This is a genomic window from Candidimonas nitroreducens, from assembly GCF_002209565.1.
GTDB classification, from domain to species: Bacteria; Pseudomonadota; Gammaproteobacteria; order Burkholderiales; family Burkholderiaceae_B; genus Candidimonas; species Candidimonas nitroreducens.
The window spans coordinates 79,917-98,269 of record NZ_NJIH01000003.1; the positions used below are offsets into that span (position 1 = coordinate 79,917).

Annotated in this window: 14 protein-coding genes and 1 pseudogene; 9 read left to right on the forward strand and 6 right to left on the reverse strand. The window is 65.0% G+C overall.

The features are described 5' to 3' along the window. Positions 1 to 6 precede the first annotated feature (6 nt). On the reverse strand, positions 7 to 690 hold the full coding sequence (locus CEY11_RS04095; RefSeq protein WP_088602104.1) for a 2-hydroxychromene-2-carboxylate isomerase: 684 nt from the start codon (positions 688 to 690) through the stop codon (positions 7 to 9). A 173-nt stretch (positions 691 to 863) separates the two neighbouring features. Here CEY11_RS04095 and CEY11_RS04100 point away from each other — a divergent pair. After that, positions 864 to 1,712, forward strand: a pseudogene (locus tag CEY11_RS04100) (LysR family transcriptional regulator); the annotation flags it as partial. Between the two features lie 107 nt (positions 1,713 to 1,819). On the opposite strand, the gene CEY11_RS25640 reads toward CEY11_RS04100, so the two are convergent. Next, positions 1,820 to 2,710, reverse strand: coding sequence for a LysR family transcriptional regulator (locus CEY11_RS25640; protein WP_088602106.1), 891 nt, complete (start codon positions 2,708 to 2,710; stop codon positions 1,820 to 1,822). Between the two features lie 106 nt (positions 2,711 to 2,816). Between CEY11_RS25640 and CEY11_RS04110 the strand changes: the two genes are divergently transcribed. From CEY11_RS04110 to CEY11_RS04120, 3 genes are read left to right on the forward strand one after another with little or no spacing between them, the layout of a single operon-like run. After that, positions 2,817 to 3,641, forward strand: a complete 825-nt coding sequence (locus CEY11_RS04110; RefSeq protein ID WP_088602107.1) for an alpha/beta fold hydrolase — start codon at positions 2,817 to 2,819, stop codon at positions 3,639 to 3,641. A gap of 28 nt (positions 3,642 to 3,669) precedes the next feature. Continuing rightward, complete coding sequence (locus tag CEY11_RS04115) at positions 3,670 to 4,647, forward strand: Bug family tripartite tricarboxylate transporter substrate binding protein (protein ID WP_088602108.1); 978 nt, start codon at positions 3,670 to 3,672, stop codon at positions 4,645 to 4,647. A gap of 16 nt (positions 4,648 to 4,663) precedes the next feature. After that, positions 4,664 to 5,479 carry a hydroxypyruvate isomerase family protein gene (locus CEY11_RS04120; RefSeq protein ID WP_088602109.1) on the forward strand — a complete coding sequence of 272 codons (816 nt, stop codon included), beginning with the start codon at positions 4,664 to 4,666 and terminating at the stop codon, positions 5,477 to 5,479. A gap of 184 nt (positions 5,480 to 5,663) precedes the next feature. Here the strand turns inward: CEY11_RS04120 and CEY11_RS04125 are convergent, their stop codons facing one another. Beyond that, a complete protein-coding gene (locus tag CEY11_RS04125; protein ID WP_088602714.1) occupies positions 5,664 to 6,203 on the reverse strand; it encodes a YaeQ family protein in 540 nt (179 codons plus the stop codon). A 259-nt stretch (positions 6,204 to 6,462) separates the two neighbouring features. Between CEY11_RS04125 and CEY11_RS04130 the strand changes: the two genes are divergently transcribed. The 4 genes from CEY11_RS04130 to CEY11_RS04145 all read left to right on the forward strand — a co-directional run bounded on the left by CEY11_RS04130 (position 6,463) and on the right by CEY11_RS04145 (position 11,900). Next, entirely contained in the window at positions 6,463 to 6,975 is a 513-nt protein-coding gene (locus CEY11_RS04130) for a sigma-70 family RNA polymerase sigma factor (protein ID WP_198958829.1), read from the forward strand. A 4-nt stretch (positions 6,976 to 6,979) separates the two neighbouring features. After that, on the forward strand, positions 6,980 to 7,993 hold the full coding sequence (locus CEY11_RS04135) for a FecR domain-containing protein (RefSeq protein WP_088602110.1): 1,014 nt from the start codon (positions 6,980 to 6,982) through the stop codon (positions 7,991 to 7,993). 323 nt (positions 7,994 to 8,316) lie between these two features. Then, positions 8,317 to 10,626 (forward strand): TonB-dependent siderophore receptor, encoded by a 2,310-nt coding sequence (locus CEY11_RS04140; protein WP_233154714.1) that lies wholly within the window; start codon positions 8,317 to 8,319, stop codon positions 10,624 to 10,626. 11 nt (positions 10,627 to 10,637) lie between these two features. Then, positions 10,638 to 11,900 (forward strand): PepSY-associated TM helix domain-containing protein, encoded by a 1,263-nt coding sequence (locus CEY11_RS04145; RefSeq protein ID WP_088602716.1) that lies wholly within the window; start codon positions 10,638 to 10,640, stop codon positions 11,898 to 11,900. Here CEY11_RS04145 and ssb read toward each other — a convergent pair. Together ssb and CEY11_RS04155 are read right to left on the reverse strand one after the other, a co-directional pair. Continuing rightward, the gene (gene ssb / locus CEY11_RS04150; protein ID WP_088602112.1) at positions 11,897 to 12,406 is read right to left on the reverse strand and encodes a single-stranded DNA-binding protein; all 510 of its coding nucleotides are present in this window, start codon (positions 12,404 to 12,406) and stop codon (positions 11,897 to 11,899) included. The two genes, CEY11_RS04145 and ssb, sit on opposite strands and share 4 nt — an antisense overlap. A 299-nt stretch (positions 12,407 to 12,705) precedes the next feature. After that, on the reverse strand, positions 12,706 to 13,923 hold the full coding sequence (locus CEY11_RS04155) for an MFS transporter (RefSeq protein ID WP_088602113.1): 1,218 nt from the start codon (positions 13,921 to 13,923) through the stop codon (positions 12,706 to 12,708). A 308-nt stretch (positions 13,924 to 14,231) separates the two neighbouring features. On the opposite strand from CEY11_RS04155, the gene uvrA reads away from it, so the two are divergent. Beyond that, the gene (gene uvrA / locus CEY11_RS04160; protein WP_088602114.1) at positions 14,232 to 17,090 is read left to right on the forward strand and encodes an excinuclease ABC subunit UvrA; all 2,859 of its coding nucleotides are present in this window, start codon (positions 14,232 to 14,234) and stop codon (positions 17,088 to 17,090) included. Positions 17,091 to 17,229: 139 nt separating this feature from the next. On the opposite strand, the gene CEY11_RS04165 is transcribed toward uvrA, so the two are convergent. Then, positions 17,230 to 18,351 carry a deoxyguanosinetriphosphate triphosphohydrolase gene (locus CEY11_RS04165; protein WP_088602115.1) on the reverse strand — a complete coding sequence of 374 codons (1,122 nt, stop codon included), beginning with the start codon at positions 18,349 to 18,351 and terminating at the stop codon, positions 17,230 to 17,232. Positions 18,352 to 18,353: the final 2 nt, after the last annotated feature.

An 18,353-nucleotide genomic window follows, 5' to 3' on the forward strand; every position in this document is an offset into this window, starting at 1 on the left:
CCACGATCAGTTGCTCCGGGCTTGCAGGCCGTGCTGGCGCAGGCGCCACAGCAGCAGCTCGACGCGATCCTGGCCGAAGAAGGGCTCGCCCCGGAAGACAAAAGTAGGCACGCCCCAGTGCCCCGCCGCTCGCAGCTCGGCCTCGTTGGTTTCGATCAGCCGGTCGCGCGCCTGGGGATCACGGGCAATCGCCGTCTCCATGTCCTGCAGGTCGAGCCCCGCAGCGGCCACCGCACGCGCTAGGTGATCGCCCTGGTTCCAGCCGTCCACGGATCCGTCCCACAGCATCGTGCCGACCGCGTCGACAAGTTCCAGCGCGCGGCCGCGCAGCATCGCCTCGGCGCCCAGCCGCGTCAGGCGGTGGATATGGGGCTGCTCGAGAGAGATCAGCAGCGTGCGGGGATCCTGCACGATGGGATCGGGAACGGGCCGCCTGAACGGCATGCCCAGGGACTCGGCGATGCGCTGCGTATCGATCAGCAGGTACGGGCGCCACATGTGATCCATGCGCTTGAAGAAATCCGGCGTGCGGATCGCCAGTGGATAGACCACCTTCACGTTCCAGCGCAGCGCATAGGCCTTGGCCAGCGCGCGCACGTGATGCAGCGCCAGATAGCTGTACGGACTACGGAAAGACCAGTACAAATCGACGCAGAGTTCCTGTTCCACTTCGTCCCCGTCATAGATCATGTTGATAGCAAGGTCATGATAGGTACCGGCAGGGGAAAAAGAAATTACATAATAATTATGCGAGACATAACTTATACTAATGGCTGGAATCTTGCTCTACCGCCACGCCCGCCCCACCCCGGCAGGCATCTCCGGCCCACTCATTGCAACGCCGCCGCGGCGCACCACACCCCATGGACAATCGGCAGCTACGATATTTCGTGTCAGTGGTCGAGCTGGCCAGCATGACCCATGCGGCCCAGGCCCTGCACGTCTCGCAGCCGGCGCTCAGCACCCACATGCGCCACCTGGAAGAAGAACTGGGCGTGCCGCTGCTGGTGCGCGGGCCGCGCGGCGTGACGCCCACGCCGCACGGCGAACTGCTGCTGGAACACGCCCGCAGCATCCTGTACCAGTTCCAGCAGGCCAGGCAGGAAGTCATGTCGCTGGGCAAAGAGCCGCGCGGCGAAGTCACCCTGGGCATACCGGCCACCGTCAGCCCGGTGCTGATCGCGCCGCTGCTGACCGCCGTGCGGGAACGCTATCCGCACATCGTGCCACGCGTCATAGAGGCCATGACCGGTTTCCTGCTGGAATGGCTGCACGCGGGCCGGCTGGACATCGCCATGCTGTTCGACGTGCAGTCGGCAGTCGGCCTCAAGCGCAGCGTCATCGGCACCGAAGAATTGTTCCTGGTCGGCCACCCCCACGCCTTTGCCGAGGGCACCGAGCTGTCATTTGGCGAGCTGTGCCAGTATCCCCTGATCCTGCCGGGCCGCATGCACGGTCTGAACCTGCTGGTGCGCGGCGCTGCGGCACGCGCCGGCGTGCCCCTGAACATCCAGATCGAAGTCGACGCCGTACCGGAAATGATCGGCCTGGTCGAACAAGGCATGGGCTACAGCCTGCTGGCCCGCCTGGGCTTCCACCGCGAGCTGGAGGCGGGCAAGGTATCGATCGCACGCATCGCCGGCCGGCCCCTGACGCGCACCCTGGTAAGCGCCACCGCGGCCATCCGGCCCGTCTCGCCCGCCACGCGTATCGTGCTAGATCTGTCTTGCGACATTATGAGCGGCTTCATCAATGCCGCGCCCGAACCCGCCGGGGGCTCTTCCGCCCGAGGCATTCCCGCCAGGGGTGGCGTGGCGGATCAATCAGCCGCCGTCTCACGCGTCAAATCGACCGCGAAAGCCAGCGCCTCCGAGGCCGGCCCCTCGCGCCAGGCCATGGCAAGGCCCGCCGCAAGCGGCCGGCCCTGCAGGGGCAGGTAGCGCACCCCCTCGACCTGCAATTGGCTCATGGTCGCCGGTACCACCGACACGCCCATGCCGGCCGCGACAAAAGTCACCACCGAAGTAAGCTGCGGAGCCTCGACATCGACGCTCAACGTAAATCCGGCCCGCTTGCAGGCACCGACCAAGACGTTGTAGAGACCTACGCCAACCTGGCGCGGATAAAAGATGAAGGGCTCCCGCGCCAGCTCGCGCAGGCGGATGGACGAACGCCCCGCCAAGGCATGCGTGGAAGGCACGACCGCGACCATGGGCTCGGAGAGAATCGCCTCAACATGCACGCCCGGCGTGGGCTGGGTAGGGGCGCGGACAAAGGCCAGATCCACGGTGCCATTGTGCACGCGCTCGATCAGCTGCAGCGTGGTCTGCTCCACCAGGCGCACCGCGACGCCGGGATAACGGCTGCGGTAGAGGCGGATCAGGCTCGGCACGAACGGATGCAGATTGGCCGATACCGTGAAGCCCAGCGTCAGCGTACCGACCTCGCCCCTGGCGATGCGACGCGCCGCCTCGGTGGCGCGTTCAGCACCCTCCAGCGCCAATTGAGCTTCCGCCATGAAGGCCTTGCCCGCTTCGGTAAGCGACACGCCGCGCCGATCGCGTACGAACAGCGGCGTGCCCACTTCTTGTTCCAATTGCTGGATCTGCTGGCTCAGCGGCGGCTGGCCAATGCCCAGCAGCTCGGCTGCACGCGTGAAATGCAGCTCTTTGGCCACCGCCATGAAGTATCGCAAATGGCGCAGTTCCATATTTATTAACTATTACAGAGTGGTTTTCATATATTGGACAGATAGTACTTCAAAGCCTACGATAGCGTCGCATCGAAGCACGACAACAACTACGTGAGGAAATACCGTGCCCACACTTGAACGCCCGGCGCTGCCCGACCTGCACTACTCGGTCATAGACTTCACCGACCCGTGGGCGGATGCGCCTTACCTGTTCCTGCAGCATGGCTATGGCCGCCGCGGACAGTTCTGGTATCAATGGGTGCCCACCTTGTCGCGCCGGTTCAAGGTGGTCTGCCCCGACCTGCGCGGCCATGGCGGCTCGGGCCGCGATTTCGACCTGGGCACGGGCTTCACGCTGGAAGCCCTGAGCGACGACGTGATCGCCATCGCCGATCATCTGGGCGCGGCAAGCTTCCACTACTGCGGGGAATCGATAGGCGGGCTGGTCGGCCTGGCAACGGCCGGCCGCTATCCGCAGCGCATTCGCACACTGACCAATGTATCGGGCCCGGTTTTCATCTCCGATAATGCCAAGCATGCCTATGCGTTGGGCGAATCGTCCTGGCCGGAGGCAGTGCGCAGGCTCGGCCCGCGAGCCTGGCTGGAGCGCACTAATGCAAGCACCCGGTTCCCACCCGGCACATCTCCCGAATTCCTGCGGTGGTACACCGATACAGTCGAAAAGACGGGAACCGACGTGCTGGCCGCATTGGCCCAGTTCGCCATAGACGCCGACGCACGTCCTTATCTGCCACAAATACAGGCCCCCGTGCTCAGCCTGTATCCGCGCCAGGGAGCCATCGCCAACAGCGAACAGCAGCAGGCGCTGGCCACGCTGGTGCCCAACATAGATTTGCAATACGTCAGCACCACTTACCACATGATCCAGCATATCGTGCCCGAGGAGTGCATGGCGTTGCTGGAACGGCACGTCGCCGCGCATCGCTGACAGGCGCGGCACCACCCAGGAGACGACTATGAAAATGAAAGAGCTTGCCCACACCCTGCTGCTGTCGGCGGCGTTGGCCTGCATCGTACCGGCCTCGGCAATCGCGGCCGCAAATGACCCCAGCGGCCCGATCAACATGATCGTGCCATTTTCCGCCGGCGGCTCCACCGACCTCCTGGCCCGGATAATCGGCAAGGGCATGGCCGATGATCTCGGCACCAGCGTCATCGTGGAAAACAAGCCGGGCGCCGAAGGCTTCATTGGCGCGCGCGCCTTGAAGCAGGCCAAGCCCGACGGTTCCACGCTGATGCTGGTCACCACCAGCGTCTATGCCATCAATCCGGCGATTTTCTCGAAGATTCCCTACGACTCGCACCGGGATTTCGTAACGATAGGCATGGTTGCTTCGTCCCCCAACGTGTTCCTGGTGAACTCGCAATCCAAATACCATTCCCTGCAGGACGTCATTCGCAAAGCCCGCAGCGCTCCGGGCACCATCAATTACGCGACGGGCGCCACCATGCACTTGCTCAACGCCAAATGGCTGGAAGCCCTGTCGGGCACCAAGATGGTCAGCGTTCCCTACAAGGGCAGCGCCGCGGCCTATCCCGACCTGGTTGCCGGCCGGGTCGACTTCATGGTCGACCAGCCGCTTTCGTCCATGCCGTTCATCAAGCAAGGCAAGCTCAGGGCCATTGCCGTCACTTCGGAAAAACGCTGGCCGCAGATGCCCGACGTTCCCACCGTCGCCGAACAGGGCTACCCCACGTTTTCCACGACTTCGTGGTGGGCCGTGCTGGCGCCCGCTGGCACGCCGCAAAAAGAAGTAGAACGCCTCAACGCTGCCCTGCGCACAAGTCTGGCCAAGCCGGACATCCAGAAAAAAATCCACCAGCTCGGTGCCGACATATCAGAGATGACCCTGGCCCAGTCGCAGCAATTCGCCGCGCAAGAACTCAAGAAATGGCAGAGCATCAACAAAATCGCCGGTGTGAAAATAAACTGAGGCCCGCAGGTACCCCATGCTCAAGCTCTCGGCGAATATTTCGCTGTTGTTCGCCGAACTGCCATTCCTGCAACGGTTCGAGGCCGCGGCGCGCGCTGGCTTCGCAGCGGTCGAGGCCATGTACCCCTACGACCAGGATCCCGCACAAATGGCCGAGCAACTGGAGGCCCACGACCTGGAAATGTCGGTCATCAACTTGCCGCCGGGCGATTATTCGGCGGGCGAGCGCGGCTTGGCCACGCTGCCGGGGCGCAGCGCCGACTTCGATCGGGCGCTGGAAACCGGCCTGGCCTATGCAAGCCAGCTGCGCTGCCGCCGCGTGCACTTGCTGACGGGCAATCTCGGCCGCGGGATGACATTCGAAGAAGTTCACCCGACCCTGCGGCGCAATATCGCGCGGGCCGCCGACTACTACGCCGGCCACGGTATCCTGGTGCTGCTCGAGCCCTTGACCCGGGAAATGCTGCCGCACTATTCGCTTACGCGGGTCGAGCAGGCCCTGGAGCTGATCCACGACATCGGCGCACCCAACCTGCGCCTTCAACTGGATCTCTACCACACCCAGCAAGAACAGGGCAACCTGGCCGCGCTCATCGAGCGCCATTTCGACGATATCGACTACATACAGATCGCCGGCGTGCCCGGCCGCCACGAACCCACCGTAGGCGAAATCAACTACGGGTACCTGCTCGACCTGCTGCAGGCGCGCGGCTTCGCCGGCTGGATAGGCTGCGAATACGTGCCCGCCGCCGGCACGCTGGACGGCCTGGCCTGGGCCAGGGAACGCAAACTGCTGCAGCCGCGCGGCGATCGGGGCAAATATCACATCTGAGGAATCCATACTGCCGGTGCGACACGGTGCTCGGAACCATGACATAGGCTTGGCAAGCTGCTGAACAAGTAGCAGCCCGAGTCTGTTTTTTTATGGCCAATGGTAGATACCGGCGTCACTGCCTGAACTGACAGGCTGCACTGTATGGATTTCAGCTCCCCGCATTGAAGCCGCCGCAGCGAAGTTACCGCAGGCACTGCACATCCAGGCTGACGTCGCCGCGAGCGCAGGACACCCAGGCATTGCGATCCGTAACGTTCACGCTTAGATCCATGCTGCGGTCGGCCAGGGCGGCCAGCGCCTTGGTCGCCTCGGCATCCAGGGCGTATACCTGCAGGTTGCCGGCCCGGGCGACCTTGTCCCGTATGCCCGACCACCACATGCCGACACCTCGTCCGTAGGCCAGCACTACGACATGCTCGGCCCGACCGCAGGCCTTCAGCAGGCGGCGATCATCGGGCAGGCCGATTTCCACCCATTGCTGGATGGCGCCGGTCAGATCCAGGTTCCATAGATCGGGTTCGTCGGTTTCGCTCAGGCCCCGGGTAAAGACCAGGCGCTCGTCGGCCTGCACCCAAAGCGCATAGGCCAGCAATCGCACCATGAGGCGTTCGTCCGTCTCGGACGGGTGCCGCGCCACGGTAACGGCATGACTGCCGTAATAGCCGCGGTCATTGTCGGCAACGTGGATGTCTGCTTTGTAGATGGTGGCGCGCAAGGCCATGTCAAAGTCCCGAAAGCGCACCCCGATCGCGCGGGGTCGAAAGGCGAAAGTCTAGCGCATGCGGCCTGGCAACATGGCACGACGCGTGCCGGCGAGGCATGCGACGTACGCACTGCACCGGCGGCCGCAGCCGGTTTGGAACGAGCCGCCGGACTCATTCGATGGCGCGCTGCCGGATCGAGTAGCTCGATTACGTGTAATAATGAGATTAATTCTTATTATGTTATTGCATTATTCAGACCCTCCCTGTCCCGTCCCCATGCCCGCCCAGGATCCACCTATTGCCGACGATTTGGCCGTGCTGTATGTCGAGCACAGCACATGGCTTCATGGCTGGCTGCGCAAGCGTGTAGGCGACACGTTCGCGGCAGCCGACCTGGCGCAGGACACTTTTCTAAGCCTGCTGGATGGCAAGGCTGCAACTGCCGAGATCCGGAAGCCGCGTCCGTTCCTGGCGACGGTCGCCGGCCGGCTCCTCGCACACCGGCGCCGCCGGCAGTTGCTCGAAACCGCCTACCTCGAAGCCCTCGCCTGCCTGCCGGAGGAAGTGGCTCCCTCGCCGGAAACACGGCTGATGGCCCTCGAAAGCCTGCAGCAGATCGATCGCGCGCTCGATGGCCTGCCGCCCAAAGTGCGAGAAGCTTTTCTGCTGGCTCACCTGGTCGAACTGAGCTACGCCGAGATCGCCGAGCGGCTGGGGACTTCGACCAGTTCGGTAAAGCAGTATCTGACCAAGGCCAATCGCGTATGCATGTTCGCGTTGACTGTCTGACGTCATGGCTCTCAATAAAGATACGCTGACCCTGCCCAGCGGCCGGGTCATCAGCCGGGCCACCGCGGATGCTGCTGCGGACTGGCTCACCCTGCTGATGTCCGGAGAGGCTAGCAATGAGCAACAACGTCAATGGCGCCAATGGCGCCAGGCACATGTCGACCATGAAGCCGCTTGGCAGCACGTCGAGTCCGTCACGGGCCGGATGAAATCACTGGAGAGCGCTCCGGCGTACGCGGCCCTATCGTCCTACGGCGCGAGCGACCGGCCGTCCTCCGCCGCCCGCCGACGGGCCACCCGAATGCTACTGTGGGGCGGCCTGGCCACCGGCGCCGGGCTGCTCGCCTCTCGCACCAACACTTGGCAGGCCAGTATGGCCGACTGCCGCAGCGGCACCGGTGAGCAACGCAACTTCACACTGGAGGACGGCACCCGGCTGACGCTCAACACGGACAGCGCGGTGAATCTGCGCTTCGATGCGAACCAGCGCAGCATCCTGCTGGTGGCGGGCGAGATCATGATCGCCACTCGCCATGGGCCGGGGCGAATCGATCCGCGGCCGCTGCTGGTGGCGACCGCCGAAGGCAGCGTCCGCTCGCTGGGCACGCGGTTCACCGTACGACAGCGCGTCGGACGAACCAGTGTGGCGGTTCTGGAGAGCGCAGTGGAAGTCTGTCCCTTGGCTGGATTCGGCAGTGCGCGTCTGCTGCACGCCGGCGAGCAGACCCAGTTCAGCCGCGACGCGGTCGAGGCGCCGCGCTTGGTCGATGAGAACGCGGGTGCGTGGGCACGGGGTCAGTTGGTGGCTGACGAGCAGCGGCTGGGCGACTTTCTGGCCGAATTGGGCCGTTACCGGCCTGGCCTGCTGCGCGTCGATCCGCGGATCGCGGGGCTGCGCCTTTCAGGTGTCTTCCCCTTGGCCGACACCGACCGCATCCTGGACACGCTGCCCAACGTATTGCCGGTACGCGTGCAGTGGCGCACCCGTTTCTGGGTGACGGTCGTACCAGCAGGTTAAGGCCGCGGCAAAAATTTTTTCGCATCGACTGCCCGATTGGCGTTTTCGCGGCACCTACCTTATGAGGGATCTAAATTTTCGGGGATCCCATCAAGAGGAAGAACATGCCGAACCCGCGCCGTGCCCAAGATTCGGGACACCCACATCCATCTCCTATTGCACTTGCTTCCCTGGCGCTGACCGTCGCCCTCGCGGTCGGCGCACCGGCCCCCGTGCGTGCTCAAGGCGCCGCTGCTGCTACCGGGACCGCTGTGGCCGACTTCAGGATTGCCGCCGGGCCGCTGGCTCCAGCGCTGCGTCAGTTAGCCAGCACGGCTGGCATCATGTTGACCTTCACCGCCGAGCAAACCGAGGGCAAACACACAGCCGGTGTGAACGGTCGACATCCAGCCTCCGGCGCGTTGGCCCTATTGCTCGCCGGCACCGGCCTTCGGGCCGTGCTGCTGGACAATGGCGCGTTCGTGCTGCGTATCGACAACACGCTCTCACCTGCGGCGTCCGACGCCACCACGCTATCCCCGATTACGGTGACCGGCACAGCCAGGCCCGACAGCACTACCGAAGGCACGCACTCGTACACCACCGATAGCATGAGCACGGCCACTCGGCTCAATTTGTCTATGCGCGAGACGCCACAGGCGGTCACTGTCATCACCCGGCAACGCATCCAGGATCAGGGCTTGGCGACGGTCAACGACGTAGTGGAGGCCGCTCCCGGCTTGACCTTCCGGCGCTTCGGGCCAGAGCGCGCCTCCTTCTATTCACGCGGCATGTACGTGGACAACATCATGTACGACGGCCTGCCCGTGAGCCTGGACAGCTCTAACCTGTCACAGGACTTGCTGACCACCGACATGGCTATCTACGACCGCGTAGAGATCGTGCGTGGCGCCACCGGACTGATGCAGGGCGCAGGCAACCCGTCGGCCGCCATCAACCTGGTGCGCAAGCGGCCTACCGATGTGCCGCAAGTGTCCGCCGGCGTGAGCGCCGGCAGTTGGGATCGCTATAGAGCAGAGTTGGACGCCTCTGGCCCATTATCGGAGGACGGCAGTCTGCGCGGTCGCGCGGTGCTCGCCACTCAGGACTACGGAAGCTACAAGCGCGGCGAAAGCAGTAAGGGCCAGACTTTCTACGGAATTCTGGAGAAGGATCTGAATGCCTCCACCACGCTCACGCTCAGCGCGCTGCATCAGGAGAATCGGCTGCACGGCAACGGCTTCACCGGCCTTCCTGTGGCCCGCGATGGCAGCGATCTGGGACTGCCTCGATCCACATCCTACGCCAATGACTGGGAGCATTGGAACAAGACCACCAACTCTGCGTTCATGGGCCTCGACCACCGATTCGACAACGGCTGGCGCATGCACCTCTCGGCCTATTACGCACAGGCAGATGTCGACATGCTGGGCCATTACATCAACTACAACATCACTACCGGCAAATACAGCCAATTGGGTGCACGCAACGCCCACCAGGAAAAACAGAGCAGCGTGGATCTGTACGCCAGCGGCCCCTTCGAGTTGCTGGGCCGCAAGCACGAGCTGGTACTGGGCACCAGCTACCGTAGCATCGATTTCGACGGCCGCAGCCGCCAAGGCGTGGTTCTCAACAGCAACCTCGACCTCTATAACTTCGACCCGAGCGCTGTCGCCAATCCCAACATCCCGCTACGGGACTGGATGGACGCCAGGATCACCCAGCAAAGCGTATACGCCACGACACGCCTGAATTTGGCCGACCGGCTGAAGCTAATACTGGGCGGGCGGCTGGACTGGTTCGACTACAACGACACCGTCAACACCTATCCGAACTTCACCTCCAACACACCATCCGTCAGCGCGCATAACCGCTACAGCGTCAACAGCCAACTGACACGATACGCCGGCCTGATCTACGACCTGAACGACCAACACTCGCTCTATGTCAGCTACACCGACATCTTCAAACCCCAGAACTACCTGGATGCCAGCAACAAGCTGCTGGATCCGGTGGTGGGCCGCAACTACGAAATCGGTATCAAGGGTGAATACTTCGATGGTGCCCTGAATGCCTCAGCAACAGTGTTCCGCATGGATCAGGAAAACCGTGCCTTCCGCAGCACCGACCAGACCCAGTGCGCCGGCTACCCGACCGTCACCTGCTATTCGGCCGCTGGCGAAGTACGCAGCCAGGGGATAGAGTTTGAGGTGCAGGGCGCCATCACGCCCAACTGGCAGCTGAGCGCCGGCTATACGGTGGCCATCGCGCGCTACCGCAAGGATGCGAATGCCAGCAATGTGGGCGCGCTGTTCGACACCGATACGCCAAGACATCTGTTCAAGCTGGCGACCGTGTACCGCCTGCCCGGTGCGCTGCAGGGCTGGCGCATCGGCGGCTCGATCTACTACCAGGACGCCATCTACAACGAGGGCACCACGAGCGGCGTGCCCTTCCGCATCTCCCAAGGCGCCTACACCGTGACCGATCTGATGGTGGGCTGGCAGGCGACACCGAAACTGGACGTACAGCTCAACATCAACAACGTCTTCGACAGGAAGTACTACAACGCGCTGTCCGGCAGCGTGAGCTTCCCGAGCAACGTCTATGGCGAACCGCGCAACGTGATGCTGTCGGCGCGCTATCAGTTCTGATGCGCGGCGGCATGCGTGGCGCACTGGTGGTGCTGCACCGCTGGTGCGGCCTGTTCATCGCCGGCTTCCTGTTCGTTGCCGGCTTGACCGGGGCGGTGATCGCCTGGGATCACGAACTCGACGAGTGGGTCAATCCCCAGCTGTTCCTGGCCGCCTCCGGTACGACGGACAGCCCGCTTCCGCCTCTGGAGCTGGCGCGCCGGGCCGAAGCGGCTGACCCGCGCCTGCGGGTCAGCTTCCTGCCGCTGACGCTGGAGCCTGGTCATACGGCGATGCTGGGTGTCGCCGCACGCATCGACCCCACCACCGGCGCGCCTTACTCCCTCGGCTTCAATCAACTGGCTATGGATCCGGCCACCGGCCAGATCCAGGGGCGGCGGCAGTGGGGCCAGATATCGCTGTCGCGCGAGAACCTGCTGCCCTTCCTCTACAAACTGCACTACACCATGCATATTCCCAAGGGCTGGGGAATCGACTTCGGAGTGTGGCTAATGGGAGCGGTGTCGGCGGTCTGGATTGTCGACTGCTTTCTGGCTCTGTATATCTCGTTTCCCAGCGCGCGCACTTGGCGTAAGTCGCTGAGATTCCGGCTGCGCCATGGCGGCGCCAAGTTCAACTTCGATGTCCACCGCTCCGGCGGCGTGTGGGTGTGGGGCCTGCTGCTGATGCTGGCCGTGACCTCGGTGTCGCTGAACCTGGGAACGCAAGTGATGCGGCCGCTGGTGTCGGTTTTCTCGCCCCTGACGCCCTCGCCATTCCAATCGCGCCACGGCAGTCGCGAGAGGGAACGGGCCGAACCGCTGCTAGACCGAGGGCAGGCCATCGCAGCAGCCGAGGCCGAGGGCCGCCACCGCGGCTGGATCACTCCCGCTGGATCCATCTTCTATGCCCAGCGCTTCGGGATCTATGGCGTGGCGTTCTTCACGCCGGAAGACGACCGGGACGACGACGGCATGGGGAATGAAGTTCTCTACCTGGACGGGGATACGGGTGCGATCGTCGGCGCAAAGGTGCCGGGTCAAGGCACCGCGGGCGACATCTTCATGCAGGCACAGTTGCCGCTGCACTCCGGCCGGCTGCTGGGCACGCCGGGGCGCGTGTTGATGTCACTTATGGGCATTTTTGTTGCGGCGCTGAGCATGACCGGTCTGGTGATCTGGGCACGCAAGCGTCGGGCACGGGCGACGCACAAGCTGCGGTTACAGGCGGCCTCTCGAACTAGCTCCGCTATATCCGACAGCCGCCCTTCATCCAAGCGTGCGTCCAGATTTTAGAACGGAATATCGTCGTCCATGTCGGCCAGATTGGCCGGGGCCGACTGCGGGGCGGCCGGGCGCTGACCTTGGGACTGACCCTGGGACTGCGCCGGGCGCGGGGCGCGCTGTTGCGGGGGCGCGGAATTGCTGTAGCCACCGCCGCCGCCCGAACCCATGCCGTCGCCTTCGCGGCTGCCCAGCATTTGCATCTGGTCGGCGACGATGTCGGTGCTGTAGCGGTCGGCGCCGGTTTCCTTGTCTTGCCACTTGCGGGTCTTGAGGCGGCCTTCGACGTAGACCGAGCGGCCCTTTTTGAGGTATTCGCCGGCGATTTCGGCCAGGCGGTTATAGAACACGACGCGGTGCCACTCGGTTTCTTCGCGGCGTTCGCCGGAGGCCTTGTCTTTCCATTGCGATGTGGTGGCAATGGACACATTGCAGATTGCCGCGCCGTCGGGGCTGTAGCGGACTTCGGGGTCGCGCCCCAGGTTGCCGACGAGGATGACTTTGTTGACCGATGCCATGGCGTATCTACCGTAAATAGTTTCGTATAGGGTCTATTATCGACGAAATCGGGGTGATCCGATAGGCCGGCTTATGCTACAAGTAGTAGTGTGGATGGATGAATGCCGCCGGCCGCGCCGGCTGCGGATCCGCCCGCTCGCGAGGCGCGGGATCCGCGGCATCCGACGGGCCGGCCATTCTAAATATTTCTGGAAAACTGTCCAGTGCAGCCCGGCCAGGGCCTCGGCAGGCAGCTTGAGCAATCGGGGTACCCGGCTCGCCAAGGCCCCCAACAACCCGTCGCCGCGTCGCCCCCGCCTCAGTCGTGCGAGTAATGCGCCTTGAAGCCCCTGGCCACCAAAAACCAGACGAAGCTCAGGGCTGCGCCCACCAGGAACACCTTCGAGGCATCGCCGAAGGATGCCATGATGCCGCCGACCGCGGCGCCGGCGAACACGCCCAGCGCCTGGGCGGTATTGTAGAAGCCCAGGGCCAGGCCCTTGAATTCGGGCGGCGCCACGCGCGACACCAGGGAAGGCTGCAGCGCCTCGAGGATGTTGAAGGCGATGAAAAAGCCGATGAACATCACCACCAGGGTCAGGAACATGTGGCTGGCCAGCGGCATCAGGGCCAATACCACGGCCAGGCCGGCCACCGAGACTTCCAGCGCCAGCTTGTGCGCATGGCGGGTCTCGGCGTAGAACACCGCCGGCACCATCAGCACGAACGACATAAGAATGACCGGCAGATAGACCTCCCAGAGGTGCGCCGAGTCGTAGCCCCCCAGGCGCGCGAGCAGGCCTGGCGCCACCACGAAGATGGACATCAGCACGAAGTGCAGGCAGAACACGCCGAAGTTCAGGCGCAGCAGGTCGCCGTGGCGCAGCACGTCGCGCGGGCGCGCCTGGACGATGGGCGACTTGGCGCGCGGCACCACCGGCACGACGAAGGTGGCGATGATCAGGCAGACGAAGCCCAGCAGGCTGATGGCCCAGAACAGCCCCGAAAGGCCGAATTCGCCCACCAGCAGGGGCGAAAGCACCAAAGAGGCGGCAAAAGAGATGCCGATCGAGCCGCCCACCATGGCCATGGCGCGGGTGCGCACTTCGGGGCGGGTGGCGTCGGCCACCCAGGCGGTGATGGCGGCCGAGATCGCCCCCAGGCCCTGGATGACGCGGCCGGCGATGATCCAGTCGATATTAGGAGCCAGGGCGCACATGACCCCGCCGGCGATGAACAGCAGCAGGCCGGCGGCGATCACCGGGCGGCGGCCGTAGCGGTCGGAGGCCATGCCCAGGGGTACCTGCAGGAAGGCCTGGGTCAGGCCGTAGGCGCCCAGCGCCAGGCCGACGCGGGCGGCATCGTTGCCGCCGGGAATGGTATGGGCCGCCACGGCGAACACCGGGGTCAGCAGGAACAGGCCCAGCATGCGGCAGGCGAACAGCAGGGCCAGCATGACGCTGGCGCGCCGCTCGGTAGGCGTGAGCTTGAGGCGGGCGCGTTCGGATCGGCCGGGATGGGCGGTATGGTGAGCCATAAAGGGGGACTCTTTCTGAAAAACGAGGGGTACGGCGCGGGCCTGCGGTCCGTTACGTACGGGATTGCAATGCAAAGCGGGCCCTGCGCGCGGCCGAAGGCCGCATACGGCACAAGCAGTATGGCAAGGCGAAGCAACGCCTATGTCTGTTCATTGCATACCGATACAGGCGCCTTCGGGATCAGACCTGCCACCCTCGATCGGGTTCCCCGGCCTGGGGCCGGCTCGGGGGTCGGCGGAGCCTGGAGCAAAGATCGGGCCTGCGCGCTATAGTAACAAGTTAGCCTTTGAATTACCTGAAAGATTTAATGGACGCGATACGCATCCGCGGTGCCCGCACGCACAACCTGAAGAATATTTCCGTCGACCTGCCGCGGCGCAAGCTGGTGGTGGTAACGGGCCTGTCCGGCTCGGGCAAGTCGTCGCTGGCCTTCGATACGCTTTATGCCGAGGGGCAGCGGCGCTATGTGGAAAGCCTGTCGGCCTACGCGCGGCAGTTCCTGCAATTGATGGACAAGCCCGATGTCGACCTGATAGAGGGGCTGTCGCCGGCCATCTCCATCGAGCAGAAGTCGGCCGGGCACAATCCGCGCTCGACGGTGGGCACGATCACCGAAATCCACGACTACCTGCGCCTGCTGTACGCGCGCGTGGGCACGCCCTATTGCCCCGAGCACGGCCTGCCGCTGCAGGCCCAGAACGTCAGCCAGATGGTCGACAAGGTGCTGGGCTGGGCCGCCGATACGCGCCTGGCCGTCCTGGCGCCGCTGGCGCGCTCGCGCAAGGGCAGCTTCGAGGATCAATGCGCGGAACTGCAGGCGCAGGGCTACGTGCGCGTGCGGGTCGACGGCGAGATGATGGCCCTGGATCAGCTCGGGCCGCTGAAAAAAACCGAAAAGCACGACATCGACGTGGTCATCGACCGCCTGCGCGTGCGCCCCGACAGCCAGCAGCGTCTGGCGGAAAGCTTCGAAACCGCGCTGGGTCTGGCCGACGGCCGCGCGCTGGCGCTGAACATGGACACGGGCGAAGAACAGGCCTTCTCCAGCCGCTACGCCTGTCCGCTGTGCCACCGCAGCCTCGCCGAGCTGGAGCCGCGCCTGTTCAGCTTCAACAACCCGGTGGGGGCCTGCCCCACCTGCGACGGCCTGGGCCACGTGGAATTCTTCGACCCCAAGCGGGTCGTGGCCTTTCCCGAGCTGAGCCTGGCCAGCGGCGCGATCCACGGCTGGGACAGGCGCAACGCCTTCACCCACACGCTGCTCACCAGCCTGGCGGCGCACTATGGCTTCGACATCGACACCCCCTTCGAGAGCCTGACGCCCGAAGTGCAGCAGCATGTGCTGTACGGCTCGGGCAAGGAAGAAATCCCCTTCCTGTACCTGAACGAGAAAGGGCGCTCTACGGTCAAGAAGCACGTCTTCGAAGGGATCATCCCCAATCTCGAGCGGCGCTGGCGCGAAACCGATTCCAATGCGGTGCGCGAAGAGCTGGGCAAGCTGCGCCACGTCAAGACCTGCCCCGCCTGCGGCGGCTCGCGCCTGCGCCCCGAGGCGCGCCACGTGCTGATCGGCAGCGAGCCCGGCGCCGGCGAGCGGCGCGGCCGCGCCATCTTCGAGGTCGAGGCCATGCCGCTGTCGGCCTGCCTGAACTGGTTCGTCGCCCTGGAACTGATCGGCGCCAAGAAGGAAATCGCCGAGCGCATCGTGCGCGAGATCAAGGCGCGCCTGGAATTCCTGAACAATGTGGGCCTGAGCTACCTGTCGCTGGATCGCAGCGCCGACACGATTTCCGGTGGCGAGGCCCAGCGCATCCGCCTGGCCAGCCAGATCGGCTCGGGGCTGACGGGCGTGATGTACGTGCTGGACGAACCGTCCATCGGGCTGCACCAGCGCGACAACGACCGCCTGATCGACACCTTGCGCCACCTGCGCGACCTGGGCAACAGCGTCATCGTGGTCGAGCACGACGAGGACATGATCCGCTCGGCCGACTTCGTGCTGGACATGGGCCCCGGCGCCGGCGAGCACGGCGGCTGCGTGGTCGCCAGCGGCACGCCGCAGGCGCTGATCCAGAATCCCGACTCGCTTACCGGCCAATACCTCAGCGGCGCGCGCAGCATAGGCGTGCCGGCGCGCCGGCCGGTGAACGACGAGCTGCCCTGGCTGCGCCTGAAGGGCTGTACCGGCAACAACCTGAAATCGGTCGACCTGGCCCTGCCGGCCGGGCGGCTGGTATGCGTCACCGGCGTCTCGGGTTCGGGCAAGTCCACCCTGATCAACGACACGCTGGTGGCAGCGGTGGCGCGCCAGCTGCACCGCGCCCAGGCCGAGCCCGCCCCCTACGAATCGCTGGAAGGCCTGGCGCACTACGACAAGATCATCAACGTCGACCAGAGCCCCATCGGCCGCACGCCGCGCAGCAACCCGGCCACCTACACCGGCATGTTCACGCCCATCCGCGAACTGTTCGCCGGCGTGCCCGAGTCGCGCACCCGCGGCTACGACCCGGGGCGCTTCTCGTTCAATGTAAAGGGCGGGCGCTGCGAGGCCTGCCAGGGCGACGGCGTGGTCAAGGTCGAAATGCACTTCCTGCCCGACATGTACGTGCCCTGCGACGTCTGCGGCGGGCGGCGCTACAACCGCGAGACCCTGGAAATCCGCTACCGCGGGCGCACCATCAGCGAAGTGCTGGACATGACCGTGGAACAGGCGCTGCAGTACTTCGAGGCCGTGCCGGCGGTGGCGCGCAAACTGAACACCCTGATGGACGTGGGCCTGTCCTACGTGCGCCTGGGCCAGAGCGCCACCACGCTGTCGGGCGGCGAGGCGCAGCGCGTCAAACTGTCGCTGGAACTGTCCAAGCGCAGCACCGGGCGCACCCTGTACATCCTGGACGAGCCCACCACCGGGCTGCACTTCCACGACATCGCGCTGCTGCTGGACGTGCTGCGCCGCCTGGTGGACGCCGGCAACACCGTCGTCATCATCGAACACAACCTGGACGTCATCAAGACGGCCGACTGGGTGGTGGACATGGGGCCGGAAGGCGGCGACGGCGGCGGACGCATCGTGGCGCAAGGCACGCCCGAGGACATCGCCGCCAACCCCGCCAGCCACACCGGGCGCTACCTGAAGGCAATACTGGACACGGTGCCCGTGGCCTGATGCCGGCGTGCCGGCGCGGCCGGGTGCGGCAACTCGAATCGCCCGGCCCGCCGCAGACCGCCCATGGCCGCAGGCCCCATCCAAACCACAAGGCCGCGCAACAGCCCTGCCGGCCCGCCCGGCGAGCCCTTGCGCCTGCCTACATGCGAAACAGCTGCTCGTGTTCGCGGATGGCGTAGCGGTCGGTCATGCCCGCGATGTAGTCGGCGATGGCGCGCGCCTGCGGCACCTCGCCGTTGCGCCGGTGATCCGGCGGCAGCAGCCGCGGCTCGTTCAGGAAGGCCACGAACAACTCGCGCACGATGCGCCGCGCCTTGTTGGTCATGCGCATGACGCGGTAATGGCGGTACAGGTTGTCCATCAGGAAGCTCTTGAGCGCGTCGGCCTGGCGCCGCATGGACGCCGAAAACGAGGCCAGCGCCGGGCAGCGGCGCAGCGCGTCGACACTGTCCGGCGCATGCCGGCCGATATTGGCCAGCGTGGTTTCGGTCAGATCCAGCACCAGCGTATTGATCATGGCGCGTATGGTCTCGGACACGGCGCGGCGCCGGTCGACGCGCGGGTACGCGCGCAGCACCGCCGCGTGGTGCGTGGCGAAAATTTCCAGCATCTGCAGCTGCTCGATGCTGATCAGCCCGGAACGCAGGCCATCGTCGATGTCGTGGTTGTTATAGGCGATCTCGTCGGCCAGGTTGGCGATCTGCGCCTCCAGCGAAGGCTGGGTGCCGTCCAGGAAGCGCGCGCCCACGTCCCCCAGCAGGCGCGCATGGCGCACCGAGCAGTGCTTCAGTATGCCCTCGCGGGTCTCGAAACACAGATTCAGGCCGTTGAAGTCGGCGTAGCGTTCTTCGAGCTCGTCGACCACCCGCAGGCTTTGCAGATTGTGCTCGAAGCCGCCCACTTCCGGGGCCAGTTCGCGCAGGCACTTGTTGAGTTCGTCCTGCCCCGCATGGCCAAAGGGCGTATGGCCCAGGTCGTGCGCCAGGGCGATGGCTTCGGTAAGGTCTTCGTTCAGGGCCAGGTTGCGCGCCAGGCTGCGCGCGATCTGCGCCACCTCGATGCTGTGCGTCAGGCGTGTGCGGAACAGGTCGCCCTCGTGGTTGATGAAGACCTGCGTCTTGTATTCCAGCAAACGGAAGGCATTGCAATGCACGATGCGGTCGCGGTCGCGCTGGAACTGGCTGCGGCTGACCGGCGGCGCCTCGGCGTGCCGGCGGCCGCGCGTGCGCGCCGGGTCGCAAGCGTAGACGGCGAGCGTCATGG

Excerpts from the sequence above, each read along its gene's own strand:
- CEY11_RS04095 (WP_088602104.1), bottom strand. The coding sequence starts at position 690 with ATGATCTATGACGGGGACGAAGTGGAACAGGAACTCTGCGTCGATTTG.
- CEY11_RS25640 (WP_088602106.1), bottom strand. The coding sequence starts at position 2,710 with ATGGAACTGCGCCATTTGCGATACTTCATGGCGGTGGCCAAAGAGCTG.
- CEY11_RS04115 (WP_088602108.1), top strand. The coding sequence starts at position 3,670 with ATGAAAATGAAAGAGCTTGCCCACACCCTGCTGCTGTCGGCGGCGTTG.
- CEY11_RS04120 (WP_088602109.1), top strand. The coding sequence starts at position 4,664 with ATGCTCAAGCTCTCGGCGAATATTTCGCTGTTGTTCGCCGAACTGCCA.
- CEY11_RS04125 (WP_088602714.1), bottom strand. The coding sequence starts at position 6,203 with ATGGCCTTGCGCGCCACCATCTACAAAGCAGACATCCACGTTGCCGAC.
- CEY11_RS04130 (WP_198958829.1), top strand. The coding sequence starts at position 6,463 with ATGCCCGCCCAGGATCCACCTATTGCCGACGATTTGGCCGTGCTGTAT.
- CEY11_RS04135 (WP_088602110.1), top strand. The coding sequence starts at position 6,980 with ATGGCTCTCAATAAAGATACGCTGACCCTGCCCAGCGGCCGGGTCATC.
- CEY11_RS04140 (WP_233154714.1), top strand. The coding sequence starts at position 8,317 with ATGTTGACCTTCACCGCCGAGCAAACCGAGGGCAAACACACAGCCGGT.
- CEY11_RS04145 (WP_088602716.1), top strand. The coding sequence starts at position 10,638 with ATGCGTGGCGCACTGGTGGTGCTGCACCGCTGGTGCGGCCTGTTCATC.
- ssb (WP_088602112.1), bottom strand. The coding sequence starts at position 12,406 with ATGGCATCGGTCAACAAAGTCATCCTCGTCGGCAACCTGGGGCGCGAC.
- CEY11_RS04155 (WP_088602113.1), bottom strand. The coding sequence starts at position 13,923 with ATGGCTCACCATACCGCCCATCCCGGCCGATCCGAACGCGCCCGCCTC.
- uvrA (WP_088602114.1), top strand. The coding sequence starts at position 14,232 with ATGGACGCGATACGCATCCGCGGTGCCCGCACGCACAACCTGAAGAAT.
- CEY11_RS04165 (WP_088602115.1), bottom strand. The coding sequence starts at position 18,351 with ATGACGCTCGCCGTCTACGCTTGCGACCCGGCGCGCACGCGCGGCCGC.